The organism is Burkholderia cepacia (assembly GCF_029962485.1).
GTDB lineage: Bacteria > Pseudomonadota > Gammaproteobacteria > Burkholderiales > Burkholderiaceae > Burkholderia.
In genome coordinates, this window is the sequence record NZ_CP073637.1 from 2,434,377 (window position 1) to 2,460,350 (window position 25,974).

The window sequence follows — 25,974 nt, forward strand, 5'->3', positions numbered from 1 at the left end:
GTCGACGGCGCGCGGCCCGGCGCCGGACGGCCGGCCGCCGCGCGCCGCGGGCTCAGAACATGTGGCGCAGGCCGGCCGCGACGCCCGTCTGGTTGCCGCGTCCGGGCATTTCCGTGAACGCGCCGCCCGTCACGCGGTTGTAGTCGACCGTCGCGTAGACCTGCGTTGCCTTCGACAAAGCGTACTCGGCCTCGAGCACGCCCGTGTAGCGCTTGCCGCCGTTACCGGCCACGCCGTTGACGTTGCGGATGTCGTCGTAATACGCGACGCCCGTCACCGACACGGCCGGCGTGACCTTGACGCTCGCACCCGTATAGAAGATCGCGTCGCGACGCGGGTTGTCCGCGAACGCACCGTAGGTCACGTCGCGGCCCGGCGCGTTCAGCAGTTGCTGGTCGAGCATGCCCGTACGATCGATGCCGCCGAGATAGCCCGCGTACAGCGTCGCCGCGCCGAACGCGTAGCGCGCGCCCGCGCCCCACGCCTGCTGCGCGCGGCTGCTCAGGTCCCGCACCTGCTGGTACGTCGCGCCGACCATCAGCCCGCCCTGCGTGTACGACACGTGCGTGCCCCAATACGCATTCGCGCCAAGGCTGCCCGCGACGCCGCCGAAGCCGTAGCTCGCGCCGACGTTCAACCCGCCGAACGTGCCGTCGTAGCTGACGACGTTGCTCGCACGGCCTTGCGTGAGGAAATACGGCCACATGTTGGCCGTGTAGTTGCCGACCGTCAGCGGATCGAGATCGCCGAACAGGTTGAACGCCTCGGTCGCCTGGCGGCCGAGCTTCACGGTACCCCAGTCGCTCGCAAGACCGACATACGCGTAGCGACCGAACAGCGCGCCGTCGAGCTGCCCGTTCTGCGGCTCGAAGCCGCTCTCGAGCTGGAAGATCGCCTTCAGCCCGCCGCCGAGCGCTTCGCTGCCCTTCAGCCCCCAGCGGCTGTTCGTGATCGCGCCGTTGGTCATCTGCACGCTCGCACCGTTCGACGCGTCGGCATGCGTCGTGTAGCGAATGCTCTGGTCGACGATTCCGTACAGCGTCACGCTGCTCTGCGCCATCGCGCCGCTCGCGGCAAGCGCACCGGCCATCATTGGCAGTGCGAATTTATGGATTGTCCTCATGTTCTCCTCCAGTCCTGTTGTCGTTTGTCGATGATTGCGTGACTGCGCGCCACGCAATGCGGTGTTCCTGCTAGGTGTGCGCCACAGGCAGCGCGACGTACGCGACGAGTTCGACGCGCATCGCCGGATGCGCGAAACCCTGCACGCCGACGCACGTCCGGTTCGGATACGGTTCGCGAAAGTGGCGCCGGTATTCGGCGTCGAATTCGGGCATCGCCTTCACGTCGGACAGGTAGACGAGCACCTGCGCGACGTCGTCCATCGTCGCGCCGGCCGCCGCGACGGCCTTCGCGAGATTCGCGAGCGTGATGCGCGCCTGTTCGGTCATCGTGTCGCCGGCGATCGCACCGGATGCGTCGACCGGCCCGTGCCCCGTAAACATCAACCCGCCGGCGCGGGTCGCCCACGAGAAAGGTTGTGCGAGCTGCGGCAGGTCGACCGGAATCGTTTCAGCCATCGTGTCCTCCTTGTGATCGGGACCGGGACATTCAGGCGGCCTGCCGCGACGCGCCGCCGAGCACATCGGCGATCGCGTTGGCGACGTGGTCGACATTCGCATCGTTCAGGCCAGCGATGCACATGCGGCCGGAGCGCAGCAGATAGACGCCGTGCGATGCACGCAACCGGTCGACGTCGGTCGCTGCCATGCCCGTGTAGCTGAACATCCCGCGCTGCGCGACGAGTGCGTCGAACGCACGGTCTGGCAGCCGCGCATCGAGCCGCGCCTTCAGTTCGCCGCGCATCCGCTTGATGCGCGTGCGCACCTGCGCGACCTCGTCTTCCCAGCGCGCGCGCAGCGCGTCGTCGTTCAGCACGGTCGACACGAGTTGCGCGCCGAACAGCGGTGGGCTCGAATAGGTGCGGCGCACGCCGGCCTGCAACTGACTCAGCACCGTCGCGGCCTCGCCCGCGTTCGCGCAGACGACCGACAGCCCGCCGACGCGCTCGCCGTACAGCGAGAAGTTCTTCGAAAACGAATTGCCGACGATCGCGGGCAACCCGGCATCGACGATCGCGCGCACGGCCCACGCGTCGTCGGCGAGACCGTCGCCGAAGCCCTGGTACGCCATGTCGAGAAACGGAATCAGCCCGCGCCGCGCGAGCACGTCGATCACCGCGCGCCACGCGTCGCGGCCGAGGTCGAGCCCCGTCGGGTTGTGGCAGCACGGCTGCAGCAGCACGACGCTGCGCGCCGGCAACGCATCGAGCGCGGCAAGCATCGCGTCGACGCGGATGTCATTGCGCAATGCGTCGTAGTACGGATACGTATGCACGTCGAGGCCGGCGGCCGAGAAGATCACGCGGTGGTTGTCCCACGTCGGGTCGCTGATCCAGATCGCACTGTCGGGGAAATAGCGCTTCACGAATTCCGCGCCGAGCCGGATCGCGCCCGATCCGCCGAGAGTCTGAAGCGTCGCGATGCGCCCTTCCGCGAGCGCCGCGCAGTCGTCGCCGAACACGAGGCGCTGCACGCCCTGCCGATACGCGGCAAGCCCCTCCATCGGCAGATAGGTGTGCGGCGCGCCGGCTTCGCGCAGACGCTCGGCCGCGATGCGCGTGCTGCCGAGAACCGGAATCCGGCCCGTGTCGTCGTAGTAGAGACCGATGCTCAGGTTGACCTTGTGCGGATGCGCATCCTGCTGGAAGGCCTGGAACAGCGACAGGATCGGATCGCCCGGGTAGGCGGGAATGTGTTCGTACATGGCGAAATGGCGGTAGAGGTTGAAAGCAGCGGCGCGACCGGCGGCATCACGTTGCGCCGGGATGGGCAGTCGGGACATGGGGCGCATGTTATCGAGGACGAAATAGAATGAGCTTCACTTTTCGATGACGAACTCGCCAGATTGCAGTAGAGTCTGCGGATCCATTCTCAAAATTCACCGGATTCTGCGAAATGACTCTGGATCGAACCGATATGCGGATCCTCCGGCACCTCGAACGGGACGGACGCATCAGCAATCAGGACCTCGCGAACGCGGTCGCGCTGTCGCCGTCGGCATGCCTGCGGCGCGTGAAACTGCTGGAGGAACGCGGCGCCATTACCGGGTATCGCTGCGCGATCGAGCCGAAGAAAGTCGGCGTCGCGTTCGAGGCGCTCGTGCATGTGTCGATGCGGCCTGACGTACCCGAGTGGCACGACCGGTTCGTGGAAGCGATCCAGCAGTGGCCGGAGGTCATCGCGGCGCAGATCGTCACGGGCGGGTCGAACTACGTGCTGGCGGTTCGCGCGCGCGACCTCGATCACTATTCGGATTTCGTGATCAACCGGCTGCACCGCGCCGCGGGCGTGATGTCGATCAACTCGAGCATCGTGCTCGCGACGCTCAAGCGCGACGGGTCGATCCTGGATCTCGTCGAGCCGTCGACGGCCGGCTGACCGATCGTTGCGCGGGCCTGAAAAATATTTGCAGAAAGTACTTTACAGACCCTCAAAGCACTGACATAATTTCAGCTTCTTTGGGCGGTTAGCTCAGCGGTAGAGCACTGCCTTCACACGGCAGGGGTCACTGGTTCGATCCCAGTACCGCCCACCAAAGAATTCAAGGCCCTGCGTCTCACGACGCAGGGCCTTTTCGTTTTGGTGTCGCACTCGTCAAAGCGTGCACATCCGGGCGGCAATGCCGTCCCGGAACCACACCACGCACGCTGCACGGACTTACCGTGCGTGCCCCACCCGCTCCGCCGTCGCATCGAACGCGCGCTTCGCCTTATCGACGATCTCGTCGACCTCCGCCTCACGAATCACGAGCGGCGGCGACAGCAACATCCGGTCGCCCGTCGCGCGCATGATCAGGTTGCCGTTGAAGCAGAAGTCGCGGCAGATCGTGCCAATATCGACATCCGCACCGAACCGCTCGCGCCGGCCGCGATCGCGCGCAAGCTGAACGCCCGCGACCAGCCCCGTACCCGCAATCTCGCCGACGACCGGATGATCACCCAGCGCGTCGCGCAGCCGGCGCTGGAAATACGGCCCGATGTCGTTCTTCACGCGCTCGACGATCCCTTCGTCGCGCAGCAGCTTCAGGTTCGCGACCGCGACGGCCGCCGCCACCGGGTGGCCCGAGTACGTGAGCCCGTGATTGAATTCGCCGTTGTCGATGATCGGCCGCGCCACGCGCTCGTGAATGCCGACCGCGCCCATCGGCACGTAGCCCGACGTGAGGCCCTTGGCCATCGTGATCAGATCCGGCTCGAAGCCGAAGTGCTGGTGCGCGAACCATTCGCCGGTCCGGCCGAAGCCGCCGATCACCTCGTCGGCCACGAGCAGGATGTCGTACTTGCGGCAGATCCGCTGGATTTCCGGCCAGTACGTCGACGGCGGGAAGATCACGCCGCCCGCGCCCTGGAACGGCTCACCGATGAACGCGGCGACGTTCTCCGCGCCGAGTTCGAGAATCTTCGCTTCGAGCTGCTGCGCGCGCGCGAGGCCGAACGCTTCCGGCGTCTCGCCCGGCTGCGCTTCGCCGAAGAAATACGGCTGGTCGATGTGCACGATGTGCTCGACCTTCGAGGGCATCTGCTCGTGCATGTAGCCCATCCCGCCGAGCGTGCCGCCTGCGATCGTCGAGCCGTGGTAGCCGTTCTTGCGCGAGATCACGTATTTCTTCTGCGGCTTGCCCTGCACGCGCCAGTACTGGTGCACGAGGCGCAGCACGGTGTCGTTGCCTTCCGAGCCGCTGTTGCAATAGAAGAAGTGGTTGAAGCCGGCCGGCGTGACTTCCGCGAGCATCGCGGAGAGGTCGATCACCGGCGGGTGCGTGGTCTTGAAGAACGTGTTGTAGAACGGCAGTTCCTGCAGCTGGCGATACGCGGCGTCGGCGAGTTCCTTGCGGCCGTAGCCGACATTCACGCACCACAGGCCGGCCATGCCGTCGATGACCTTGTTGCCTTCCGAATCCCACAGGTAGACGCCGTCGGCCTTCACGATCACGCGGCTGCCGGCGCGGTTCAGCGCGCCCATGTCCGAGAACGGGTGGATGTGGTGCGCGGCGTCGAGCGCGCGGTATTCGGCGGTCGAGTGCGGCGAGAAGGCTTCGTTTCGATCGATCATGTTTCCTCCGTAAAACAGCGCCGCACGTTCATACGTGCAGCAGCAGATGTCTGCGTTCCCACGAGCTGATCACGCGGAAGAACGCTTCGTATTCGGTTTCCTTCAATGCCAGGTAAGCCTTCACGAACTTGTCGCCCAGGATGCCGGCGAGCGGCTCGCATGCGGCCATCAACGAGATGCCCTCTTCGAGGTTGCGCGGCAACTGGTAAGGCAGGTCGTAACCGTCCGATGCGATCGGCTCGGTCGGCGCGAGTTGCTGCGTCATGCCGAGATAACCGGCGGCGAGCGTTGCCGCGAACACGAGGTACGGGTTGCAGTCGACGCCCGGAATTCGGTTCTCGATGCGGCGCGCGACAGGGCTCGACTGCGGGATGCGGAAGCCGACCGTGCGGTTGTCGTAGCCCCACTGCACGTTGATCGGCGCGGCCATGAAACGCGATAGCCGGCGGTACGAATTGATGTACGGCGCGAAGATCGGCATCAGCGCCGGCGTGTATCTCTGCAGCCCCGCGAGGTAGCTGTGGAACAGCGGCGACACCGAACCGTCCTCGCCTGCGAACAGGTTCCGCCCGGTGTGCATGTCCGCCAGGCTCTGGTGAATGTGCATCGCGGATCCCGGTTCGTTTTCCATCGGCTTGGCCATGAAAGTCGCGTACATGTTGTGACGCAGCGCGGCCTCGCGCACCGTGCGCTTGAACAGGAACACCTGGTCGGCCAACGGCAGCGCGTCGCCGTGCACGAAGTTGATCTCCATCTGCGCGGCACCGACTTCATGGATCAGCGTCTCGATATCGAGGCCCTGCATTTCGCAGTACTCGTAGATGTCCTCGAATAGCGGATCGAACTCGTTGACGGCCTCGATCGAATACGACTGGCGGCCCGTTTCCGCGCGCCCCGTGCGACCGATCGGCGGACGCAGCGGCAGGTCGGGATCGGCATTCATGTCGACGAGATAGAACTCGAGCTCCGGCGCGACGACGGGTTTCCAGCCCTTTTCCTTGTACAGGTCGAGCACGCGGCGCAGTACGTAGCGCGGCGAGATCTCGACCGGCGAGCCGTCGAAATGCACGCAGTCGTGGATCACCTGCGCGGTCGGATCGACGGCCCACGGGATCAGGCAAATCGTCGACGGATCGGGCACGCACACCATGTCGGGATCGGTCACGCCGGTCAGTGTGCCGTCCTCCGGATAGTCGCCGGTGACGGTCTGCACCATCACGGCCTGCGGCAGCCGCATCGATTCGCCGGATTCGAACTTGTTGCGCGGGATGATCTTGCCGCGCGCGATGCCGGCCATGTCGGGGATGATCGCTTCGACCTCGGTGATGCGGTGCTGCCGCAGGAATTCGCTCAGTTCGGGTTGCATGATCGGCCTCGTTCAGTCGACGTCGGATGCAGCCGGCGACGCCATCGCGCCGCCGGCTGCATGAATGCGGTGCGTCATGCGCGCGCGGCACGCCGCGCCGAATGCCGCGAAGATGTCGCGCGACAGCGGCTGTTCCGCGTAGCGCCATTCGGGATGCCACTGCACGCCGAGCGCGAACGCACGCGCGCCGCGCACGCTGACGGCCTCGACGAGCCCGTCGGGTGCACTCGCCTCGACAGCGAGCCCCGCGCCGAGGCGAGCGATGCCCTGATCGTGCAGCGAATTGACCGTCGCCTCGTGCGCGCCGCGCGCGATCCGCTGCAGCAGGCCGCCCGGCGCGAGTTGCACGGCGTGTGCGGGGCCGTACTGCCGTTCGAGCGGATCGGCCGGCCGTTCGCGATGATCGTCGAAGCCGTTCATCGCGTGCAGCCGCTGATGCAGCGTGCCGCCGTATGCGACGTTCAGCTCCTGCATGCCGCGGCAGATCGCGAGCACGGGCACGCCCGCATCGATCGCCGCGCGGATCAGCGGCAGCGCGGTCGCATCGCGCGCGGGGTCGTGCAATGTGTCGGGCGCGCTCGCGGCACCGCCGTAATGATGCGGTTCGACGTTCGAGTAGCTGCCGGTAAACAGCAACCCGTCGACCGCCGCGACGATGGCTTCGGCCGGCTGGCGCGCGCCGAGCGCGGGCAGCACGAACGCCAGCGCGCCGGCGCCGTCGACGAGCGCGGCCAGGTACTTCTCGCCGGCCGTGTGATTCGGATGCGCACCGCGCAGGATGCGGTCGGCGGTGACGGCTACGATCGGGCGCGCACGCATGAGCGTCCCTCCCTCTGCGGTAATCGCGCGCCACACGCGTGCGCACGGGACGATGACGGCCTGCGGTTGCGCCGCACGCACGCGCAGTCACGCAGCGCGTACGCATGCGCGATCCTGCCGCGCGGACGATGCGCCAAGCGGCGGTGCGGCCCGGGACGGATGCGGAAAAGGACGCTAGGGCAACAAGGATGCGCTGCCGTCGCACTGCACCGCGCTGAACACGTGCGCGGTCACGAGGTTGAAGCGGCGCAGGCCGCGATGGGAAATGGCGAAGAAACGAGGCTCGCGTAAAGGGGCGGCACGCGTGCCGCAATCAGCATGCCGGTTCGGCCCGGCCTGAGGCGGCGCGCCCGCCGACGGACTTCGCGTCCGGCGTATCGAAGGGCTGGCGGCTTTCACGATCGTACTCGACTGACTGAAGGAGGCAGGACACGCGTCGCGATGAAGCGCATGCGGCAAAGCCGCGCTGCGACACGTCGGCAAGGTGTCTCGCAGCGGATTCCGGCGCGGTTTGAGCATTGTCGATGCCCTCGCCGCCGGTGCGCGCGTGACGACTTCCTGACATTCAGCTTATATCACCTAAAAATTGCGTCAAATTTTCAGGTGCCGATGACGACATCGATCAGACGAAAAAAACGGCATCGATCTCAGCGATCGATGCCGTGTTGTGCATCGCGTCGGCGCGCATGCTGCGTGCTGGCGGGCCGCCACGCCCTGCTCCGCCGCGCTGCCGCATGCGCACGTCCCGCGTTCAGCGATGGGCGAGCGCAGTCTCGACGAGCGTCTGCAGCAGCGGTGCGATCCGTGCCGCACGCGCTTCGTCGTACGCGTACGGACGCGTCTCTTCCATGTAGGTGATCTGCGACAGCTCGAGCTGCACGGCCTCGACACCCGTGTCGGGCACGCCGTAGTGACGCGTGATGTAGCCGCCCTTGAAGCGCCCGTTCGCGATGGCCGTATAGCCGCCATGCGCGAGCACGCGCGCAGCCAGTGCCTCCGCGAGGCCCGGTGTGGCCGTCACGCCGCTCGACGTGCCGAAATTGAAGTCCGGCAGGCGGCCTTCGAAGAAGCGCGGCACATGCGAGCGGATCGAATGCGCTTCCCACACGAGCACGCGGCCGTGCTCGCGCTTCAGGCGTGCAATCTCGCCCTGCAGCGCGTCGTGATACGGCAGCCAGTAGCGGTCGCGGCGGCGCATGATCTCGTCGTTGCCGGGCAGCGCGTTCGCCGGATAGAGCGGCGCCTTGTCGAACGTATCGACCGGCACGAGCCCGGTGGTGTCCTGGCCCGGATACAGGTTCTCGTTGTCGGGCGGACGGTTCAGGTCGACGACGTAACGCGCGTGCGACGGCACGAGGATCGATGCGCCGAGATCGGCCGCGAAGCCGTACAGCCGCTCGAGATGCCAGTCGCAATCGTCGACGAACCGCGCGTCGGGCGTCATCGTCGCGGCGATGTCGTCGGGGATGTGCGTGCCTGCGTGCGGAATCGAGATCAGCAGCGGCAGCGTGCCCTGCTTCAGCGTGAATACAGCCGGTTGTTCAGTCATGTCGCATCACCGTAAGAGTCTGCCGGCGCACGCGCGCGGCGTGCGCCGGTTGCCGCGCGTCAGCGCAGCAGTTGCGCCAGCGCGGCGCGGTAGTCGGCATACGCAGCGGCTTCGTCGCGATGGCGGCGGCCGCTCACGACGCGCTCGCCGCCCGTGTAGACGTCGAGCACGGGTGTATCGCCATGCTCGGCGAACACGATACCCGACAGCCACGACGTGCTGTCGTGTTCGGCGATCGCCGGATGATCGCGATCGAGCACGAGCCAGTCGGCACGGCAGCCTTCGCGCAGCGCACCGACGCGCCGCCCGCTTGCCTGTGCGCCGCCCGCGAGCGATGCGTCGAACAAACGATCGGCGACATGCGCCTGCGACTCGCTCGCCAGCACGTTGCGCGCGCGATGCACGAGCCGCTGCCCGTATTCGAGCAGGCGCAGCTCCGAGCGCCAGTCGACCGATGCGTGGCTGTCCGAGCCGACGCCGATCACGCCGCCCTGCGCGAGATAGTCGACGGCCGGGAACACACCGTCGCCGAGGTTCGCTTCGGTCGTCAGGCACAGGCCGGCGACCGCACGACGCTTTGCGAGCGCGGCCGTTTCGGCCGCATCGACGTGCGTCGCGTGCACGAGGCACCAGCGCGCATCGACGTCGAATCGGTCGAGCAGCCACTGGACGGGACGCGCGCCGTATGCGCGCACGCAGTCGTCGACTTCGGCCGTCTGCTCGGCGATATGGATGTGAACAGGTGCGTCGTCGGGCAGCCCGTCGATCAGCGTGCGCAAGCCGTTCTCCGACACCGCGCGCAGCGAGTGCGGCGCCACGCCATAGCGCAGGCCGCCGTGCTCGGGCGCCGCGCGACGCATCGTGTCGAGTAGTTCGAGCAGGCCGTCGGGCGTGTTGATGAAGCGGCGCTGGTCGTCGCGCGGCGGCTTGTTGCCGAAGCCGGCGAACTGGTACGACACGGGCAGCATCGTGATGCCGATGCCGGCCGAGCGTGCGGCATCGATCACGCGCGTGCCCAGCTCCGCGATCTGCGGATAGCGCGAGCCATCCTGTGCGTGATGCACGTAATGGAATTCGCACACCGACGTGTAGCCGCACTTGAGCATCTCGACATACAGCCAGCGTGCGATCGCCGCGAGCGCGTCAGGCGTGATCTTCAGCGCGAATCGGTACATCAGGTCGCGCCAGCTCCAGAAGCTGTCGGCGGGATTCGCGCGGTATTCGGTGAGCCCCGCCATCGCGCGCTGGAATGCGTGCGAATGCAGGTTCGGCATGCCGGGCATCACCGGCCCGGCCGCACGCGCGACGCCTGCCGGCGCATCGGTATCGGGCATCACGCCGGTCAGCGTGCCGGCCGCGTCCCAGCGCAGCAGCACATTGCGGCGCCAGCCGTCGGGCAGGTATGCATGGTCCGCGAACAACATGGTGTCGGTCATTCTGATTCCTTGTCGAGCGGCCGGATCACACGCGAACGTGCCCGGCCCCCTGCAAAACTATCCGTTCATCCGGCGAAACACGGTCGAGCCGCCGCGAACGACCTGCTCGCACAGCGGCCGGCCGATCCAGTACGCGAGCTCCGACAGCGAGCCGACCGACCATGCGGCGAAATCGGCCTGCCGGCCGACTTCGAGCGCGCCGTGGCGATCCGCGCGGCCGAGCGCCGCGGCTGCATGGCGCGTCACGCCCTGCAGCACTTCGGGCACCGTCATGCGGAACAGCGTGCAGCCCAGGTTCAACGTCAGCAGCAGCGATTCGAGCGGCGACGTGCCGGGGTTGTGATCGGTCGCGAGTGCGATCGGCACGCCGTGCTTGCGCAGCAGTTCGATCGGCGGCAGTTGCGTCTCGCGGATGAAGTAATACGCGCCGGGCAGCAGCACGGCGACCGTGCCGGCCGCCTTCATCGCCTCGATGCCGGCTTCGTCGAGAAACTCGAGGTGGTCGGCGGACAGCGCGCGGTAACGCGCGGCCAAAGCCGTGCCGCCCGCGTTCGACAATTGCTCCGCATGCAGCTTCACGGGCAGCCCGCGCCGCGTCGCGGCCTCGAACACGCGCTCCGTCTGTGCGAGCGAGAAGCCGATGCGTTCGCAGAACACGTCGACCGCGTCGACGAGGCCTTCATCGGCCAGCGCCGGCAGCATCCGGTCGCACACTTCGTCGATGTACGCGTCCGCACGGCCCGCGTATTCGGGCGGCAGCGCATGCGCGCCGAGGAAGGTCGTGTACACCGTGACCGGGAAGCGCTCGCCGAGCTGGCGTGCGACGCGCAGCATCTTGCGTTCGCTCGCGAGGTCGAGCCCGTAGCCCGACTTGATCTCGATCGCGGTCACGCCTTCGGCGAGCAGCGGCTGCAGGCGCGCGGCGGCCTGCACGAACAGCGTCGTCTCGTCGGCCGCACGTGTCGCGCGCACCGTCGAGACGATCCCGCCGCCCTGCCGCGCGATTTCCTCATAGCTGACGCCCGCGAGGCGCTGCGCGAATTCGTCCGCACGCGTGCCGCCGTACACGAGGTGCGTATGGCAATCGACGAGACCCGGCGTCACCCACGCGCCGTGCAGGTCTTCGCGCTGCCAGTGCGCATAACCGTGCGGCAGCGCGGACAACGCGCCGAGCCAGACGATCGTGCCGGTTTCGTCGACGGCGATCGCCGCGTCGTCAATCGTCTCGTCGGGATGGCCGTGCGGACACAGCCTCAGGTGATGCCAGACAGTCGGTTTCATGCGTTCAGTCTCGTTCGCCGATGGCGAGCGATACGGCGAGCAGCGCGCCGCTACCGCTCACGACGACGTCAAACGCACGCCGCGGCCCTTCGAGCCGCAACGTGTCCATTTCTTCCAGTGCGTAGTGCGTGCCGTCGATGTCGACACCGACGGCGCCGGTCGCGCAAAACAGCAGCACGGTATCGGCGTGCGCAACGGCGTGCGCGCCTGCGCGCCACACGTCGAGCGCACCGCGCACGGCCGAGCGGCGCGTCATCAGGTTGAAGTCGCGCGTCGCGCCGTCGTGCAGCGTCGCGTCGATCGTAGCTTCCCCTGCGAAATCCGCACGGGCCAGCGGCGCGTCGAGCACGTGCTGCGCCCCGCCCGCTTCGGCGAGCGTCATGCCCGCGCCGGACAGCAGCACGAGCGTGCGGTCGATCCCGTCGAAACGCGAGAACGGCCCGGCCGTGCCGACGTCCGCGACGCTCACGCGCCACGCGAATGCATCGAGCGCGGCGCCCGGCGGGAACGCACCGATCTCGCGCGTCACGCCGCCGCCGTTCTTCCACGGCGACGCGACGAGATCCGCTGCGCGGATCATCGTCGCGTTCACCGGCGCCTGGTCGAGCGCCGTCATGCTCAGCGGCCGAGCATCGGCAGCTTCAGGCCGGCTTCGCGGGCCGTCTGCTGCGCGAGTTCGTAGCCGGCATCCGCATGGCGCATCACGCCCGTCGCCGGATCGTTCAGCAGCACGCGACCGAGCCGCTCGTGCGCTTCAGCCGTACCGTCGGCGACGATCACGACGCCCGAGTGCTGCGAGAAGCCCATGCCGACACCGCCGCCGTGGTGCAGCGACACCCATGATGCGCCGCCTGCCGTGTTCAGCAGTGCGTTCAGCAGCGGCCAGTCGCTGACCGCGTCCGAACCGTCCTTCATCGATTCCGTCTCGCGGTTCGGGCTCGCGACCGAACCCGTGTCGAGGTGGTCGCGGCCGATCACGATCGGGGCCTTCAGTTCGCCGTTCTTGACCATCTCGTTGAACGCCTGGCCGAGGCGATAGCGATCCTTCACGCCGACCCAGCAGATCCGCGCCGGCAGGCCCTGGAACGCGATGCGCTCACGTGCCATGTCGAGCCAGTTGTGCAGGTGCGGATCGTCGGGGATCAGCTCCTTCACCTTCTGGTCGGTCTTGTAGATGTCTTCCGGATCGCCCGACAGCGCGACCCAGCGGAACGGGCCCTTGCCTTCGCAGAACAGCGGACGGATGTACGCCGGCACGAAGCCCGGGAAGTCGAACGCGTTCTCGACGCCCATTTCCAGCGCCATCTGGCGGATGTTGTTACCGTAGTCGAGCGTCGCCGCGCCGCGTTCCTGCAGATCCAGCATCGCCTGCACCTGGACGGCCATCGACTGCTTCGCAACCTTCACGATGCTCTGCGGATCGACCTTCTGCGCTTCGCGCCATTGCGCGACGGTCCAGCCTTGCGGCAGGTAGCCGTTGATCGGGTCGTGCGCGCTCGTCTGGTCGGTCACGCAGTCCGGCGTGATGCCGCGCTTGACGAGTTCCGGGAACACGTCGGCCGCGTTGCCGAGCAGGCCGATCGACACGGGCTTGCCGTCGCGCTTCGCTTCCTCGATCATGCCGAGCGCTTCGTCGAGCGTCGTCGCCTTCTTGTCGACGTAACGCGTCTTCAGGCGGAAGTCGATGCGCGTCTCGTCGCATTCGACCGCGATCATCGAGAAGCCGGCCATCGTCGCGGCCAGCGGCTGCGCGCCGCCCATGCCGCCGAGGCCGCCCGTCAGGATCCAGCGGCCCGACGGGTCGCCGTTGAAGTGCTGGTTCGCAACCGAGAAGAACGTTTCGTAGGTGCCCTGAACGATGCCCTGGCTGCCGATGTAGATCCAGCTGCCGGCCGTCATCTGGCCGTACATCATCAGGCCCTTGCGGTCGAGCTCGTGGAAGTGATCCCAGTTCGCCCAGTGCGGCACGAGGTTCGAGTTCGCCAGCAGCACGCGCGGCGCATCCTTGTGCGTGCGGAACACACCGACCGGCTTGCCCGATTGAATCAGCAGCGTTTCGTTTTCCTCGAGATCCTTCAGCGACGCGAGGATCTGGTCGTAGCATTCCCAGTTGCGCGCCGCGCGGCCGATGCCGCCGTACACGACGAGCGCATGCGGATGCTCGGCGACTTCCGGGTCGAGGTTGTTCTGGATCATCCGGTAGGCCGCTTCGGCCAACCAGGTCTTGCAGACTTTCTCGCTGCCGCGCGGCGCGCGGATCGTGCGCGTCGGATCGAGACGGGGATCGATGTGTTTCGGATGGTTCATGACGACTGCTCCCGAAGGAAAATGACTATCAAATAGGAATCAGAAATGCCCGGTGAAGCGATAACGGCTGCCGGGATGCCACAGATTCGCCACCGAGGCGACGACGCCCTGCGACCAGGTGCGCCGATGTAAAACCAGACACGGCTCGACGTCGTCCATCCGCAGCTGCTCGCGCCGCTCCGGCGCCGGGGCCGCCGCTTCGATCCGGTACTCGACGCGCTGCAGCGGGGCCGCGCGCATCAGGTACAGGTTCGGCGTCGTGTTCGTGAAATCCTGCTCGGCGTAATCCGGCGCGACCGCCGGATTCACCCACCGTTCTTCGAGCTGCACGGGCTCGTCGTTCTCGAAGTGCAGCACCTGCGAATGAAACAGCTTTGCGCGCACGGCTACCTGCATCTCGTCGGCGAGCGCCTCGTCGGCGCGGATCGTATCGAGACCGAGCACGCTGGCGTGATACGCATGCCCGCGTGCGCCGACTTCCTCGGAGATGCTGCGGATCGCCACCAGCGTCGACTCGTACTTCGGCCGCGCGACGTAGGTGCCCGCGCCCTTCATGCGCGTGAGCACCTGCTCGGCCGTCAACTCGCGCAGCGCGCGGTTGACGGTCATGCGCGCCACCTTGAATTCGCGCGCCAGCTCGTTCTCGGACGGCACCTGATCGCCCTCCTCCCACTCGCCGGCGTGGATGCGGCCCAGGATGAAATCCTTGATCTCCTGGTAGACCGGCGCGCTCATCGGCTTACTGCTCCGATGCGAACGAGAACGGGCTGATCTTCGCGAACGCGCGCTCGCCGACGAGCTTCGCGATCGCTGCGATGTCCGGTGCGAAGTAGTGATCGAGCTCGTAGTGCGCAACCTTGCCGCGGATCGTTTCCATCGCGGGCGCCAGCTTCGGGCTCGTGTGGTACGGCGCGCGCAGGTCGACGCCTTGTGCGGCAGCCAGCAGTTCGATCGCGAGGATGTGCTTCGTGTTGTCCGCGATGTCGGCGAGCTTGCGCGCGGCGAACGTCGCCATCGACACGTGGTCTTCCTGGTTCGCGGAAGTCGGCAGCGAGTCGACCGACGCCGGGTGTGCGAGCGTCTTGTTTTCCGATGCGAGTGCGGCAGCCGTCACGTGCGCGATCATGAAGCCCGAGTTCACGCCGCCGTCGCGCACGAGGAACGGGGGCAGGCCCGACAGCGTCGCGTCGATCAGCAGTGCGATGCGGCGTTCGGCCAGTGCGCCGATTTCCGCTGCGGCCAGCGCGAGGTTGTCGGCTGCAAACGCGACCGGCTCGGCGTGGAAGTTGCCGCCCGACAGCACTTCGCCGGTGTCCGGGAAGATCAGCGGGTTGTCCGACACGGCGTTCGCTTCGACCAGCAGCACGTTGGCGGCGTGGCGCATCTGGTCCAGGCACGCGCCCATCACCTGCGGCTGGCAGCGCAGGCTGTACGGATCCTGCACCTTGTCGCAGTCGCGGTGCGACTGGTTGATCGGCGAGCCTTCGAGCAGGTCGCGGTACGACGCCGCCGCGTCGATCTGGCCTTGATGGCCGCGCAGTTCATGAATGCGGGCGTCGAACGGCTTCACCGAACCGGCAGCCGCGTCGACCGACAGCGCGCCGGCGACGAGCGCCGTGCGGTACAGATCTTCGATCGAGAACATGTTGTCGAGCGCCAGCGCGGTCGATGCCTGCGTGCCGTTCAGCAGCGCGAGGCCTTCCTTCGCCTGCAGCGTCAGCGGCGCGAGGCCCGCGACGCGCAGACCGTCGATCGCGCTCGCACGCTCGCCGCGGATGAACACTTCACCGACGCCGAGCAGCACGGCCGACATGTGCGCGAGCGGCGCGAGGTCGCCCGATGCGCCGACCGAGCCCTTCACCGGGATCAGCGGCAGCACGTCCGCGTTGAACAGCTTGATCAGCGCGTCCATCACTTCGCGGCGGATGCCCGAGTGGCCGCGGCCGAGGCTCGACAGCTTCAGCGCCATCAGCAGACGCACCGACGAACGTGCCATCGGCTCGCCGACGCCGACCGCGTGCGACAGCACCAGGTTCTTCTGCAGCAGCTCGAGCTGGTCGTGCGGGATGTGCGTGCTGGCCAGGCGACCGAAGCCCGTGTTGATACCGTAGGCCGGCTCGCCCTTCGCGGCGATGTCGGCGACGGCTTTCGCGCCGGCGTCGATCTTCGCGAAGCTGGCCGGGTCGAGCGTCAGCTGCACGGATTCGCGTGCGATCTGGCGCAGTTGCGGGAGGGTCAGGTGGCCGGGGGTCAACGTAATCATGTGAGCAATCCTGTCTAGACAAGTTTGGAATGGATTGAAGTGTAGCCACCTCAACTTGTCTAGACAACCCGTTTTTCACTGATTTCGACTTGGGAGTTTCCCTGATGTCCGGCGCGGCCCGCCGGATCGGTCGTCGGGATCCGGCGCTTAACATATGTTGCAATTATTTTGTCTTTGGCAACATACGGATCATCATTCGCCACCACTCGCCACGGAGACCTACCATGCCCTTCCCGTCACGATTCGTCGCCCGGTTCGGCCGCCCCCTGCTCGTCGCCGCGTGCGCGCTCGCGTGCGGCACCGCGCTCGCCGCCGAGCCGCTGTCCGGCACGCTCGACAAGATCCGGCAGAGCAACCTGATCTCGATCGGCCATCGCGAAACGTCGGTGCCGTTCTCCTACGTCGATGCAGGCGGCAAGGTGATCGGCTTCTCGCAGGACCTGTGCGACCGCGTGATCGCCGCGGTGAAGGCGCGCACCGGCAAGCCCGACCTGCAGGTGCGTTTCATCCCGGTCACGTCGCAGAACCGCATCCCGCTCGTGCAGAACGGCACCGTCGACCTCGAATGCGGCGTGACCACCAACCTCGCCACGCGCCACGCGCAGGTCGCGTTCTCCACCACCTTCTTCGTGGCGACGACGAGGCTGCTCACGCGCACGACGTCGGGCATCCGCGACTTCCCCGACCTCGCCGGCAAGACGGTCGTGACCAACCAGGGCACGACGTCGGAACGCCTGCTGCGCAAGATGAACGAGGAAAAGAAGATGAACATGCAGATCATCAGCGCGAAGGACTATGGCGAAGGACGCCTCACGCTCGAATCGGGCCGCGCGGCCGCGTACATGATGGACGACGTGCTGCTCGCGGGCGTGCGCCAGCTCGCCGCGAAACCGGCCGACTGGCAGATCGTCGGCACGCCGCAGTCGTCGGAAGCCTACGGGTTCATGCTGCGCAAGGACGACCCGCAGTTCAAGGCGCTCGTCGACGGCGTGCTCGTGCAGCTGATGAAGCGCGGCGAGATCAATGCGCTGTACGACAAATGGTTCATGAAGCCGGTGCCGCCGAAGGGGCTGTCGTTCGACTTCCCGATGAGCGACGTGATCAAGGCGCGCTATGCGGCGCCGAACGATGCGCCGCTCGAGTAAGGGCCGCGTGTGGACGTGCGCTCACGCGCGCGTCCACGCGACGCACGCCGCATAGCCGGGCGCCGCGTCGAGCCACGCCGCGTCGAACGCCGCGACGCCAGCGGCTGGCGCGGCCGGCTCGACGATCGTCGTCCCGGGCGTCGCGGCATCGCGCGGCGGCACGACCGCGAACGCGCGCAGACCGCCGACGATGCCCGTACCGAGCGCCTTGAGCAACGCCTCCTTCGCGGACCACACGCGCATGAATTCGCTCGCGCGCGCCGCAAGCGGCATGCTGTCGAGATACGCGACCTCGGCGGGTGCGCAGACTTCACGCGTCAGCGCACGCCAGTCGACTGCGCGGTTGCAGCCCTCGATATCGACGCCGACGCGCCCCGCCGGGGCCCACGCGATCAACGCATGATCGCCTGCATGAGACACGTTGAAGTCGAGCAATACGCGATGCACGCGGTCCAGCGACGGCCGCCCCGATTCGTCGACGACGATCGCGACCGCGTGCGGCGCGATACCGAGCGCCGCGCCGAGTACGTCGCGCAACGCGGCGCGCGTCGCCGCACTGCGCACCGCATCCTCGTGGCGCATGAAGCGCGCGGCCCGCGCACGCTCGTCGTCGCCGAGCGCCGCATACGCTGGCGACATCAGCGGCACGCGCCAGTCGAAATCGATACGCACGACCCGCACGCCGGCACCGGACGCGGCAGCCGGCACGTCGAGCGCGTGCACGCGCCACGCACGGGGCGTTTCTGGCGGGGAAGCGGATTCGGACGGAATGGACATCGGCACGCGCGGCCTGTTGCTGTGAGGAGAAACGTCCGATGTTAATCGATCGCGCCGGCCAGCGACCGGCGCGGCGGGATCAGGAAGCGAATCGAGACAGCACAACGCGTGGCGCGTGGCGGGCGCCACGTCACCCGTTCGCGACCACGCCCGGCACACTGCTGGCCGCTACCGGCCCGCGCGACGCCGGATGAAGCGCATGCACGGCGCCCGGCGCATCGGCCGGCAGCACGCCGTGTTGCAGCCAGTACAGTGCGACGGGCCACAGCGTGTCGGTGAAGCGGCTGTGGAAAAACGCGAAATGCCCGATGGCGTCGACACCGATGTCGGCCGGCGCGATCCGCAGGTGCGTGACGTTGCTGCCCGTGTAGTAGCCGACCAGCCGCTCGATCGCGTCGACCGTGCCGAACGCGTCGTCGTCGATGCCGATCGCGAGCATCGGCGCAGACAGCCCCGCGAAGCGCGCGGGCAATGCCGCGCGGCTGACGTTACCGGCATCGAGCATGCCGCCGATGTAGCCGTCCTCGAAACGCGGCTGCGCGCGCGCCCACGACAGCGCGACGCCGCGCGGCGTGTCCTCCATCCAGCCGAGCCGCTTCGCGGGCACATAGCCGAACACGGCCGCGAGCGCGGGCATCGCGACATGCCACTTCCACCACATGCGGCGCCGCTCGGCCGGCAGGTAGTCGCGCCAGTACGCATACTGCGCGCCGACGGTCACCGCATGCCGCACGTGCACGTTCGATGCCGCGAGCCCGAGCAGGCAGCCGCCGATGCTGTGCGCGACGACATCGAGCGGTTGGCCGGGAAACGCGTCGCGCGCATACTGCAACGCGGCTTCGCAATCGAGCCGCCCCCAGTCGAGCCAGTTCGCGTGCAGCTTCGCGAGGTGCGCGGGGCGCGAACCGCCGACGCCGCGATAGTCGTAGACGAGCACGTCGCGCCCCTGCGCGAACAGCCAGGCCGCGAAACGGAAGTAGTAGTCGCAGCGCACCGACGTCGCGCAATTGACGACCGTCACGGGCCGCACGGCGCCGCCGCCGCGATGGCGCCACACGTGGCCGCGCAATTCATAACCATCGGCCGCGCGCAGCGTCACGGGCTCCGGCGGCAATGCGCCCGCCGCGCGACTGCGCTGCGCTGCGCCGCTTCCTTCGTTCGAAATCGTCATCCTGTCTCCTGTCGGTCCGAGTTAGCGCTTCAGCGCTTACTCGGGTCCCATGCTTCGCGGTCGGTCAGAGTTAGCGATTTAGCGCTTACTCGGGCCCCGTGCTTCGCGGGCGGTCAGAGTTAGCGCTTTAGCGCTTACTCGGCCCCCATGCTTCGCGGGCGGTCAGAGTTGGTGCTTTAGCGCTTACTCGGGCGCCATGCTTCGCGGCCGGCCCGAGTTGGCGCTTCAGCGCTTACCCAAGCGCCATGCTTCGCGGTCGGCCCGAGTTGGCGCTTCAGCGCTTACCCGGACCCCATGCTTCGCGATCACCCCGCGCCCGTCGCCAAGCCTCCATTGAACTTGACGCGTGCCGCATTCTCAACCAATCTTGCTGCTCCGTTCGCATGAGTCACGCGCATGTCAACGCCGCTCGTCCGTCTTCCGTCGCTCGATCTCGTCCGCGGTTTCGTCGCGGTCGGCCGCCGCATGAGCATCACGCTCGCCGCACAGGACCTGTGCGTCACGCAATCGGCAGTCAGCCGCCAGATCCATGCGCTCGAAGCGCACCTCGGCGTCGCGTTGCTGCAGCGCGGCTACCGGAAGATCGCGTTCACGCCCGAAGGCGAGCGGCTGTTCCGCGTCGCGGATGCGGCACTGCACGGCCTGCAGGACACCGTCGCGTCGCTCGCCGCCGCGCGCGAGCGCCAGCCCGTCACGATCACCGCCAGCATCGGCGTCACCGCACTGTGGCTGTTGCCGCGGCTCGGCCGGTTGCAGGCACGCCTGCCCGCGATCGACCTGCGCGTCGCCGCGAACGACAAGGTACTCGATTTGCGCGCCGAAGGCATCGACCTGGGCATCCGCTATTGTCCGCGCGATCGCGCGCCGACCGGTGCGCTGCGCCTGTTCGACGAGATCGTCGTCCCGGTCGCGCATCCCGCGCTCGCCACGCGGCCGGTCACGAGCGCGGCCGCGATCGCCGACCACGTGCTGCTCGAATTCGACGGGCCGCCGCAACCGCAACTCCAGTGGCACGCGCACCTGCATGCGGCCGGGCTCGGCGACGCGCGGCCGAAAGGCGTGCTGCGCTTCAACCAGTACGACCAGGTGATCCAGGCTGCGATCGCGGGCCAGGGCGTCGCGCTCGGCCGGCTCGCACTCGTCGCGCCGATGCTCGCGGACGGGCGGCTCGCCGTGCTCGGCCCGCACACGCAGGCGCTGTCGGATACGTACGGCTACTGGCTGTTCCAGCACGATCCGGCCCCGCGCCGCGAAGTCGCCGATGTGCGCGACTGGATGCTCGCCGAAGCAGCCGAATGCGATGCGGCCATGCGCGCGCACGACACGACGTCGGCGTAAGCCCGAGCCGGCTTGGCGAATGCCGCTGACTGCGGCCGGGCGCTCCCGCCCCATCCCGCCCGCTTGTCGTCGCATTCCCCACACGCATGCCAACCTGACCGAATGATCGCTTGAGCGACAACGGGCGCGATCGTCTAATCGGATCGAGCACGGCCGTTTCGCCGTGCCCCTTCATCCGGAGACGCGCATGACCCCGATCGAGCAGGAAGTCCGACGCCGCTGGCTGCCCGTGCTGGCCGGCGGCCTCATCATGGGCGTCGCGCTCGGCGTCCGCCATGTGCAGGGCCTGTTCCTCGCGCCCGTCTCGCTCGACCACGGCTGGTCGCGCGAAGCGTTCGGGCTCGCGCTGGCGCTGCAGAACCTGATCTGGGGCGTCGCGCAGCCGTTCACGGGAATGATCGCCGACCGCTTCGGCTCGGTGCGCGTGATCGTCGCCGGGATGCTGCTGTATGCGGCCGGGCTCGTGACGATGGCGCAGGCAGCCACGACCGGCCTGTTCACGGTCGGCGCCGGGCTCGTGATCGGCATCGCGCTGTCGGGCTCGGCGTTCGCGTCGATCTACGGCGCGCTGAGTCGCCTGTTTCCGCCCGAGCGGCGCGGCTGGGCGCTCGGCGTCGCGGGCGCGATCGGCGGGCTCGGCCAGTTCTGCATGGTGCCCGTCGCGCAGGAACTGATCGGCGGCATCGGCTGGCGGCATGCGTTCATCGCGCTGGCGCTCGTCGCGGCGCTGCTCGCCCCGCTCGCCGTGCTGCTGCGCGATCGCCCCGCGCAGGCGGTCGCCGCCGCCGGCCCCGACCAGTCGATCGGCGAAGCCGTGCGCGAGGCGTTCGCGCATCGCGGCTTCTGGCTGCTGAACGCGGGCTTCTTCGCGTGCGGCTTCCAGCTCGCGTTCATCGCGACACACCTGCCCGCGTACCTGCTCGACCACGGGCTGCCGGCGCGCCACGCGAGCGTCGCGCTCGCGCTGATCGCGCTGACCAACGTGGCCGGCACCTATGCATGCGGCCACCTCGGCGGGCTGCTGCGGCGCAAGTACGTGCTGTCGGTGCTGTACCTCGTGCGTGCGCTCGCGATGGCCGCATTCGTCGCCGCGCCGCTGTCGCCCGCGAGCGTGTACGTCTTCGCGGCCGTGATGGGGTTCACGTGGCTCGGCACGGTGCCGCTGACGAACGGCGTGATCTCGCAGGTGTTCGGTGTGCGCTACATCGCGACGCTGTTCGGCTTCGTGTTCTTCGGGCACCAGCTCGGCAGCTTCTTCGGTGTCTGGCTCGGGGCGGTCGTGTATGACGCGACGCACTCGTACATGCCGCTGTGGATCGGCTCGATCGCGCTCGGCGTGCTCGCGGCGCTGCTGCACCTGCCGATCGACGACGCGCGCGTCGCGCGGCCCGCATCCGGCCACACGGCATGGGCCTGATCCGTGCGGCGCTGACGGCCGGCGTGCTCGCGTTCGTCACATGGTGCGGCGCGGCCTACTTCGATCCGGATGTCGCGTACGCGCTGCTCGAACACGTCGCGTTCTGCAACTGACGTGGCCAATCGTGCCGCCGGGGTTGACCGTCAGCGGCGCTTCGGCAACGCGGCCAGTGCATCGAGCGCGCGGGCACGCGCGGCCGCGTGCTCGACGAGCGGCTCCGGATAGTCGACGCCGAGCCGCACGCCGGCAGCCTCACGTTCCATCGGCGACGCTTCCCACGGCGCATGGATCGACGCGTTGTCGAGGCCCGCGAGTTCAGGCACCCAGCGCCGCACGTATGCGCCGTCCGGATCGAACTTCTGCCCCTGCGCGACCGGATTGAAGATGCGGAAGTACGGCGCGGCATCGGCACCGCAGCCGGCCACCCACTGCCAGCTCGCCGCGTTGTTCGCCGGATCCGCATCGACCAGCGTGTCCCAGAACCACGCTTCGCCCGCGCGCCAGTCGATCAGCAGATGCTTGATCAGGAACGATGCGACGACCATCCGCACGCGGTTGTGCATCCAGCCGGTCGCCCACAGCTCGCGCAGGCCCGCATCGACGAGCGGATAGCCGGTCAGCCCGCGCTGCCATGCGCGCAGCGCGGCGGGATCGTCGCGCCACGGCATCGCATCGAACTGCGCGCGGAAGTTGTCGGTCGCGAGCGCCGGGAAGTGATACAGCAGCGTGTAGCTGAATTCGCGCCAGCCGAGCTCGCTCAGGAATTTGTCGGCGTCCGCGGCATACGCCGCGCCACCGGCATGCGCGGCGGCCTGCACCGCGTGCCATACCTGCCGCGGCGACACGTTGCCGAAGCGCAGGAACGGCGACAGCCGGCTCGTCGCCGGGCGGTCGGGACGGTCGCGCGCGTCCGCATAGTCGGCTAGCGCGGTCGTCAGGAATGCGTCGAGTTGCGCGTGCGCGCCGGCTTCGTCAGGCGCAGGCCAGGCGTCGCGCAGGCCGCCGGCCCAGTCCGGTGCATGCGGCAGCAGCGCGAGTACGTCGAGTGCCAGCGCACGGTCGCGCACCGCTTTGGGCCACGAAAAAAACGCGATCCGCTCGGGCTCCGGCAGCGGTGCGGCGACGGTGCGATCGCGGCGTGCCGCCCGCCAGTACGCGGTGAACACCTGGTACGGCCCGCCGCTGCCCGTCAGCACCTCCCACGGCTCGTTCAGCAGGCTGCCGTTGCTGCTCTCGACCGTGACGCCGCGCGCCTTGAGCGACGCCTTCAGCGCCGCGTCGGCATCGCGCTGCGGCTGTGCATAGCGGCGATTCCAGTACACGGCTGCCGCGCCCGTATCGTGCACGATACGCTCGATCTCGCGCTGCGCGTCGCCGTGCAGCAGCAACAGGCGCCCGCCATGACGCGCGAGTGCGGCATCGAGCCCGGCCAGCGAACCGTGCAGCCACCAGCGTGCCGCGCCGCCGAGCGGGCGCCCTGCGCCGTCGCCGGTGTCGTCGACGAATACGCAGACGAGCGGCCGGCCCGACTCGACCGCGCGCGTCAGCGCGGGCTGGTCGGTCACGCGCAGATCGTCGCGGAACCAGACGATCGCGGGAGCAACGGACGACTTGGCGGGCACGGGCACCTCGATGACGAAAGCGGAAGGAGATGCGTATTGTCGCGGCTGCGCCGCGCGGTGTCGACGTACGACGCGCCGACGGTCGCGGCAATCGCACCGCCGTGCCCGGTGAAACGCCTTAGTCCATTCCGACGATTCTCCGCCGCGTGTGCCGGCCTACGCTCGATGTCGGGTGCACCGCGCTGCGCTGCGCTATGCGGCCCGACCTGCACCCGTCACGCGCGCCGGCCGATACCGGCGCATCCTTCCGACCGCTGCGTCGCCTCCGGCCACCCAGGCGCACGCAGCCTCATCCGATACGCCGCCATGACCAAACCCTCGAATCTCGTCACCTCGATCACCGTCGACATCGACGCGCCGGCTTCCGTCGTATGGGAAGTGCTGACCGACTTCCCGCGCTATGGCGAATGGAATACGTTTTGCGTCGGCTTCGAAACGACCGGCAAGCTCGGCGATTTCGTGCACATGCAGGTTCGCATTCCGGGCACGGAAACCGTGATTCCCGTCAGCGAAATCCTCGTCGCCTACGAACCCGAGCGGCTGCTGTCGTGGGAGCAGCGCCCAACCGACGACAACAAGGACGCCGCGCGCCGCGACCAGTACATCGACGCGATCGGCGAGCAGCGCTGCCGCTATTTCACGACCGACCAGTTCCTCGGCGTCAACGCGGACACGATCATGCAGCAACACGGCGCCTGGGTGAAACAGGGATTCGACCAGTGCGCACGTGACGTGAAACAGCGTGCCGAAGCCCTGCATGCGGCACGCAAGCGCAAAAGCGCGTGACCGGGAGCGGCCGATGCTCGATCTGCAAACCCTGTCAGACCACCACGACATCCGCGAGCTGGTCGTCGCGTATTCGAGCGCGATCGATGCACGCGACTTCGACGCGCTCGACGCTGTCTTCACGCCCGACGCGGCGATCGACTACCGCGCGATGGGCGGCATTGCCGGCTGCTATCCGGACGTGAAGGCGTGGCTGCGCACCGTGCTGCCGCAGTTTCCGCAGTACCAGCATATGGTCGGCAACCTGTCGATCCGGCTCGATAGCGACACCGCGCGCGGCCGCACGATCTGCTTCAATCCGATGGAAGTCGCGCTGCCGGACGGCGGGACGCAGGTGATGTTTCTCGGGTTGTGGTACGTCGACCGGTTCGTGCGCACCGCGCACGGCTGGCGCATTGCCGAACGCGTCGAGGAGCGTTGCTATGGCCACAACGTGCCGGCCGCGCTCGCGGGCGCGACCGGCTGAACCGGCCAGGACGCGCGCATCGTGCGATGGCCGCACGGTGCGCGCATGGCCGGCCGCTGCGTCAATCGAGCCGGAACGCCGCCTCGAAACGCTCGGCGAACGCGTCGAACTCGGCTTCCGGCAGATGGTTGATACCGCCCGCGCGCTTGCGCCCGCCACCGGTCGCAAAGCCGCGGCAGAACTCGTCGGCGCCGAGCGGCCGGCCGTCGGGCACGCGCACACTGACGACGAGCCCGCCGTCCGCGCGCGGCGACAGCACCGCGAGCGCCGCATGCGGCGCATTGCGCATCCGTTCGTTCGCCAGCATGCCCGTCGCGCGTCGTGCCCATGGATGATCCGGCATCCTGACCAGCGTCGCGCCCGGCACCTCGCGCAGCGGTGCGAGCGCGCACGCGCGCGCCATGTCGTCACGGTAACCGTCACGCAGCGCGGCAAACACGTCGGTCCCGCGCACGAAATCGAGTGGCTCGGCGCAGGGCAGCATCGCGTCGGCGAGCGCCGCCGGATCGAAGTGCAGATCGCCGACACACTCGCCGTACGCGTTGTAGTTCAGGTACAGCCCGAGTTCGGCGAGCGTGCAGCGCTCGGCCTCGTCGATCCCGTGCTCGCGCGCGAGCGCGTCGCCGAGCGCCGGCAGCTCGTCGCCGAATGCCGCGGCGATCGCCCAGCGCACGTGCCGGCCGCCGAGATGGCGGTTCACGATCACACTCGTGCAAACATCGGCCGCCGTGTCGATATGCGCGTCGAAACGCGGATCGTCGGGCAGCTCGCCCGCGAAGTGATGGTCGAAATAGCGGACCGTCGCGCCGTCGCGCAGCAGCCGTGCACATGCGTCGCGGTTCTGGTCGTGCGACACGTCGAGCACGGTGACGATGTCGCCCGCATGTGCGTCGATCCGCTCGAGCAGCTTGATGTCGCGCTTCACGCCGGTCACGAGCGTGCCGTGCACGCGTTCCGCGAGCCGCAGCTGCTGAAGCGCGCACAGGCCGTCGGCGTCGCCGTTGAACGCGAAAAAATGCCGCGCGTGTTGGTTGTCCTGCATGATCCGTTGCTCCAT

General features: G+C 68.1%; 24 protein-coding genes and 1 tRNA gene. 8 read left to right on the forward strand and 17 right to left on the reverse strand.

Translation table 11 applies throughout. From position 1 onward, the window contains the following. Positions 1–52 precede the first annotated feature (52 nt). The 3 genes from KEC55_RS11330 to KEC55_RS11340 form a co-directional block, all read right to left on the reverse strand. Complete coding sequence (locus KEC55_RS11330) at positions 53–1,123, reverse strand: porin (RefSeq protein ID WP_432625385.1); 1,071 nt, start codon at positions 1,121–1,123, stop codon at positions 53–55. A 70-nt stretch (positions 1,124–1,193) separates the two neighbouring features. After that, positions 1,194–1,580, reverse strand: coding sequence for a RidA family protein (locus KEC55_RS11335; RefSeq protein WP_282505550.1), 387 nt, complete (start codon positions 1,578–1,580; stop codon positions 1,194–1,196). A gap of 31 nt (positions 1,581–1,611) precedes the next feature. Further along, a complete protein-coding gene (locus tag KEC55_RS11340) occupies positions 1,612–2,826 on the reverse strand; it encodes an amino acid aminotransferase (RefSeq protein ID WP_282507519.1) in 1,215 nt (404 codons plus the stop codon). Positions 2,827–3,017: 191 nt separating this feature from the next. Between KEC55_RS11340 and KEC55_RS11345 the strand changes: the two genes are divergently transcribed. Next, positions 3,018–3,500, forward strand: a complete 483-nt coding sequence (locus KEC55_RS11345) for an Lrp/AsnC family transcriptional regulator (protein ID WP_282505551.1) — start codon at positions 3,018–3,020, stop codon at positions 3,498–3,500. Positions 3,501–3,582: 82 nt separating this feature from the next. Further along, a tRNA-Val gene (locus KEC55_RS11350) sits at positions 3,583–3,657 on the forward strand. A 122-nt stretch (positions 3,658–3,779) separates the two neighbouring features. Here the strand turns inward: KEC55_RS11350 and KEC55_RS11355 are convergent. The 10 genes from KEC55_RS11355 to hutH all read right to left on the reverse strand — a co-directional run bounded on the left by KEC55_RS11355 (position 3,780) and on the right by hutH (position 16,195). After that, positions 3,780–5,174, reverse strand: coding sequence for an aspartate aminotransferase family protein (locus KEC55_RS11355; RefSeq protein ID WP_282505552.1), 1,395 nt, complete (start codon positions 5,172–5,174; stop codon positions 3,780–3,782). Positions 5,175–5,202: 28 nt separating this feature from the next. Next, positions 5,203–6,540 carry a glutamine synthetase family protein gene (locus KEC55_RS11360; RefSeq protein WP_282505553.1) on the reverse strand — a complete coding sequence of 446 codons (1,338 nt, stop codon included), beginning with the start codon at positions 6,538–6,540 and terminating at the stop codon, positions 5,203–5,205. Positions 6,541–6,552: 12 nt separating this feature from the next. Then, on the reverse strand, positions 6,553–7,359 hold the full coding sequence (locus KEC55_RS11365) for a gamma-glutamyl-gamma-aminobutyrate hydrolase family protein (protein ID WP_282505554.1): 807 nt from the start codon (positions 7,357–7,359) through the stop codon (positions 6,553–6,555). A 751-nt stretch (positions 7,360–8,110) separates the two neighbouring features. Further along, on the reverse strand, positions 8,111–8,908 hold the full coding sequence (gene hutG, locus KEC55_RS11370; RefSeq protein WP_176051615.1) for an N-formylglutamate deformylase: 798 nt from the start codon (positions 8,906–8,908) through the stop codon (positions 8,111–8,113). Positions 8,909–8,967: 59 nt separating this feature from the next. After that, a complete protein-coding gene (locus KEC55_RS11375; RefSeq protein ID WP_282505555.1) occupies positions 8,968–10,344 on the reverse strand; it encodes a formimidoylglutamate deiminase in 1,377 nt (458 codons plus the stop codon). A 57-nt stretch (positions 10,345–10,401) separates the two neighbouring features. Continuing rightward, the gene (gene hutI / locus KEC55_RS11380; protein ID WP_282505556.1) at positions 10,402–11,625 is read right to left on the reverse strand and encodes an imidazolonepropionase; all 1,224 of its coding nucleotides are present in this window, start codon (positions 11,623–11,625) and stop codon (positions 10,402–10,404) included. Positions 11,626–11,629: 4 nt separating this feature from the next. Continuing rightward, complete coding sequence (locus KEC55_RS11385; RefSeq protein ID WP_282505557.1) at positions 11,630–12,241, reverse strand: HutD/Ves family protein; 612 nt, start codon at positions 12,239–12,241, stop codon at positions 11,630–11,632. Between the two features lie 2 nt (positions 12,242–12,243). Beyond that, positions 12,244–13,932 (reverse strand): urocanate hydratase, encoded by a 1,689-nt coding sequence (hutU, locus tag KEC55_RS11390; RefSeq protein ID WP_176051611.1) that lies wholly within the window; start codon positions 13,930–13,932, stop codon positions 12,244–12,246. Between the two features lie 39 nt (positions 13,933–13,971). Then, positions 13,972–14,667: a histidine utilization repressor gene (gene hutC, locus KEC55_RS11395; RefSeq protein WP_047898531.1), complete on the reverse strand. Its 696-nt coding sequence runs from the start codon at positions 14,665–14,667 to the stop codon at positions 13,972–13,974. Positions 14,668–14,671: 4 nt separating this feature from the next. Beyond that, entirely contained in the window at positions 14,672–16,195 is a 1,524-nt protein-coding gene (gene hutH, locus KEC55_RS11400; protein ID WP_282505558.1) for a histidine ammonia-lyase, read from the reverse strand. A gap of 224 nt (positions 16,196–16,419) precedes the next feature. Between hutH and KEC55_RS11405 the strand changes: the two genes are divergently transcribed. Further along, entirely contained in the window at positions 16,420–17,340 is a 921-nt protein-coding gene (locus KEC55_RS11405; RefSeq protein ID WP_282505559.1) for a glutamate/aspartate ABC transporter substrate-binding protein, read from the forward strand. Between the two features lie 21 nt (positions 17,341–17,361). Here the strand turns inward: KEC55_RS11405 and KEC55_RS11410 are convergent, their stop codons facing one another. Together KEC55_RS11410 and KEC55_RS11415 are read right to left on the reverse strand one after the other, a co-directional pair. Then, a complete protein-coding gene (locus KEC55_RS11410) occupies positions 17,362–18,117 on the reverse strand; it encodes a 4'-phosphopantetheinyl transferase family protein (RefSeq protein WP_282505560.1) in 756 nt (251 codons plus the stop codon). A 130-nt stretch (positions 18,118–18,247) separates the two neighbouring features. After that, positions 18,248–19,288 (reverse strand): alpha/beta hydrolase family protein, encoded by a 1,041-nt coding sequence (locus KEC55_RS11415; RefSeq protein ID WP_282505561.1) that lies wholly within the window; start codon positions 19,286–19,288, stop codon positions 18,248–18,250. Positions 19,289–19,684: 396 nt separating this feature from the next. Here KEC55_RS11415 and KEC55_RS11420 point away from each other — a divergent pair, with 396 nt between their 5' ends. From KEC55_RS11420 to KEC55_RS11430, 3 genes are all read left to right on the forward strand, one after another. Then, entirely contained in the window at positions 19,685–20,626 is a 942-nt protein-coding gene (locus tag KEC55_RS11420) for a LysR substrate-binding domain-containing protein (protein WP_282505562.1), read from the forward strand. A gap of 187 nt (positions 20,627–20,813) precedes the next feature. After that, the gene (locus tag KEC55_RS11425; protein WP_282505563.1) at positions 20,814–22,043 is read left to right on the forward strand and encodes an MFS transporter; all 1,230 of its coding nucleotides are present in this window, start codon (positions 20,814–20,816) and stop codon (positions 22,041–22,043) included. Next, positions 22,034–22,156, forward strand: a complete 123-nt coding sequence (locus KEC55_RS11430; RefSeq protein WP_282505564.1) for a hypothetical protein — start codon at positions 22,034–22,036, stop codon at positions 22,154–22,156. Before KEC55_RS11425 ends, KEC55_RS11430 begins: the two co-directional genes overlap by 10 nt. 30 nt (positions 22,157–22,186) lie before the next feature. Here the strand turns inward: KEC55_RS11430 and KEC55_RS11435 are convergent, their stop codons facing one another. Next, positions 22,187–23,665 carry a cryptochrome/photolyase family protein gene (locus KEC55_RS11435; protein WP_282505565.1) on the reverse strand — a complete coding sequence of 493 codons (1,479 nt, stop codon included), beginning with the start codon at positions 23,663–23,665 and terminating at the stop codon, positions 22,187–22,189. A 306-nt stretch (positions 23,666–23,971) separates the two neighbouring features. Here KEC55_RS11435 and KEC55_RS11440 point away from each other — a divergent pair, with 306 nt between their 5' ends. Both KEC55_RS11440 and KEC55_RS11445 read left to right on the forward strand, forming a co-directional pair. After that, the gene (locus tag KEC55_RS11440; RefSeq protein ID WP_282505566.1) at positions 23,972–24,451 is read left to right on the forward strand and encodes an SRPBCC domain-containing protein; all 480 of its coding nucleotides are present in this window, start codon (positions 23,972–23,974) and stop codon (positions 24,449–24,451) included. Positions 24,452–24,464: 13 nt separating this feature from the next. Then, positions 24,465–24,917 carry a nuclear transport factor 2 family protein gene (locus KEC55_RS11445; RefSeq protein WP_282505567.1) on the forward strand — a complete coding sequence of 151 codons (453 nt, stop codon included), beginning with the start codon at positions 24,465–24,467 and terminating at the stop codon, positions 24,915–24,917. 61 nt (positions 24,918–24,978) lie between these two features. Here KEC55_RS11445 and KEC55_RS11450 read toward each other — a convergent pair whose 3' ends face one another. After that, on the reverse strand, positions 24,979–25,959 hold the full coding sequence (locus tag KEC55_RS11450) for an acetyltransferase (protein ID WP_176051601.1): 981 nt from the start codon (positions 25,957–25,959) through the stop codon (positions 24,979–24,981). Between the last annotated feature and the right edge of the window lie 15 nt (positions 25,960–25,974).

What these genes read in the sequence shown, in the direction of transcription:
- hutI (WP_282505556.1), bottom strand. Translation starts at nt 11,625, where the DNA reads ATGAAACCGACTGTCTGGCATCACCTGAGGCTGTGTCCGCACGGCCAT.
- KEC55_RS11355 (WP_282505552.1), bottom strand. Translation starts at nt 5,174, where the DNA reads ATGATCGATCGAAACGAAGCCTTCTCGCCGCACTCGACCGCCGAATAC.
- KEC55_RS11445 (WP_282505567.1), top strand. Translation starts at nt 24,465, where the DNA reads ATGCTCGATCTGCAAACCCTGTCAGACCACCACGACATCCGCGAGCTG.
- KEC55_RS11430 (WP_282505564.1), top strand. Translation starts at nt 22,034, where the DNA reads ATGGGCCTGATCCGTGCGGCGCTGACGGCCGGCGTGCTCGCGTTCGTC.
- KEC55_RS11345 (WP_282505551.1), top strand. Translation starts at nt 3,018, where the DNA reads ATGACTCTGGATCGAACCGATATGCGGATCCTCCGGCACCTCGAACGG.
- KEC55_RS11420 (WP_282505562.1), top strand. Translation starts at nt 19,685, where the DNA reads ATGTCAACGCCGCTCGTCCGTCTTCCGTCGCTCGATCTCGTCCGCGGT.
- KEC55_RS11450 (WP_176051601.1), bottom strand. Translation starts at nt 25,959, where the DNA reads ATGCAGGACAACCAACACGCGCGGCATTTTTTCGCGTTCAACGGCGAC.
- hutH (WP_282505558.1), bottom strand. Translation starts at nt 16,195, where the DNA reads ATGATTACGTTGACCCCCGGCCACCTGACCCTCCCGCAACTGCGCCAG.
- KEC55_RS11340 (WP_282507519.1), bottom strand. Translation starts at nt 2,826, where the DNA reads ATGTACGAACACATTCCCGCCTACCCGGGCGATCCGATCCTGTCGCTG.
- KEC55_RS11410 (WP_282505560.1), bottom strand. Translation starts at nt 18,117, where the DNA reads ATGTCCATTCCGTCCGAATCCGCTTCCCCGCCAGAAACGCCCCGTGCG.
- hutC (WP_047898531.1), bottom strand. Translation starts at nt 14,667, where the DNA reads ATGAGCGCGCCGGTCTACCAGGAGATCAAGGATTTCATCCTGGGCCGC.
- KEC55_RS11405 (WP_282505559.1), top strand. Translation starts at nt 16,420, where the DNA reads ATGCCCTTCCCGTCACGATTCGTCGCCCGGTTCGGCCGCCCCCTGCTC.
- KEC55_RS11375 (WP_282505555.1), bottom strand. Translation starts at nt 10,344, where the DNA reads ATGACCGACACCATGTTGTTCGCGGACCATGCATACCTGCCCGACGGC.
- KEC55_RS11415 (WP_282505561.1), bottom strand. Translation starts at nt 19,288, where the DNA reads ATGACGATTTCGAACGAAGGAAGCGGCGCAGCGCAGCGCAGTCGCGCG.
- hutU (WP_176051611.1), bottom strand. Translation starts at nt 13,932, where the DNA reads ATGAACCATCCGAAACACATCGATCCCCGTCTCGATCCGACGCGCACG.
- KEC55_RS11335 (WP_282505550.1), bottom strand. Translation starts at nt 1,580, where the DNA reads ATGGCTGAAACGATTCCGGTCGACCTGCCGCAGCTCGCACAACCTTTC.
- KEC55_RS11440 (WP_282505566.1), top strand. Translation starts at nt 23,972, where the DNA reads ATGACCAAACCCTCGAATCTCGTCACCTCGATCACCGTCGACATCGAC.
- KEC55_RS11365 (WP_282505554.1), bottom strand. Translation starts at nt 7,359, where the DNA reads ATGCGTGCGCGCCCGATCGTAGCCGTCACCGCCGACCGCATCCTGCGC.
- KEC55_RS11330 (WP_432625385.1), bottom strand. Translation starts at nt 1,123, where the DNA reads ATGAGGACAATCCATAAATTCGCACTGCCAATGATGGCCGGTGCGCTT.
- hutG (WP_176051615.1), bottom strand. Translation starts at nt 8,908, where the DNA reads ATGACTGAACAACCGGCTGTATTCACGCTGAAGCAGGGCACGCTGCCG.
- KEC55_RS11360 (WP_282505553.1), bottom strand. Translation starts at nt 6,540, where the DNA reads ATGCAACCCGAACTGAGCGAATTCCTGCGGCAGCACCGCATCACCGAG.
- KEC55_RS11425 (WP_282505563.1), top strand. Translation starts at nt 20,814, where the DNA reads ATGACCCCGATCGAGCAGGAAGTCCGACGCCGCTGGCTGCCCGTGCTG.
- KEC55_RS11385 (WP_282505557.1), bottom strand. Translation starts at nt 12,241, where the DNA reads ATGACGGCGCTCGACCAGGCGCCGGTGAACGCGACGATGATCCGCGCA.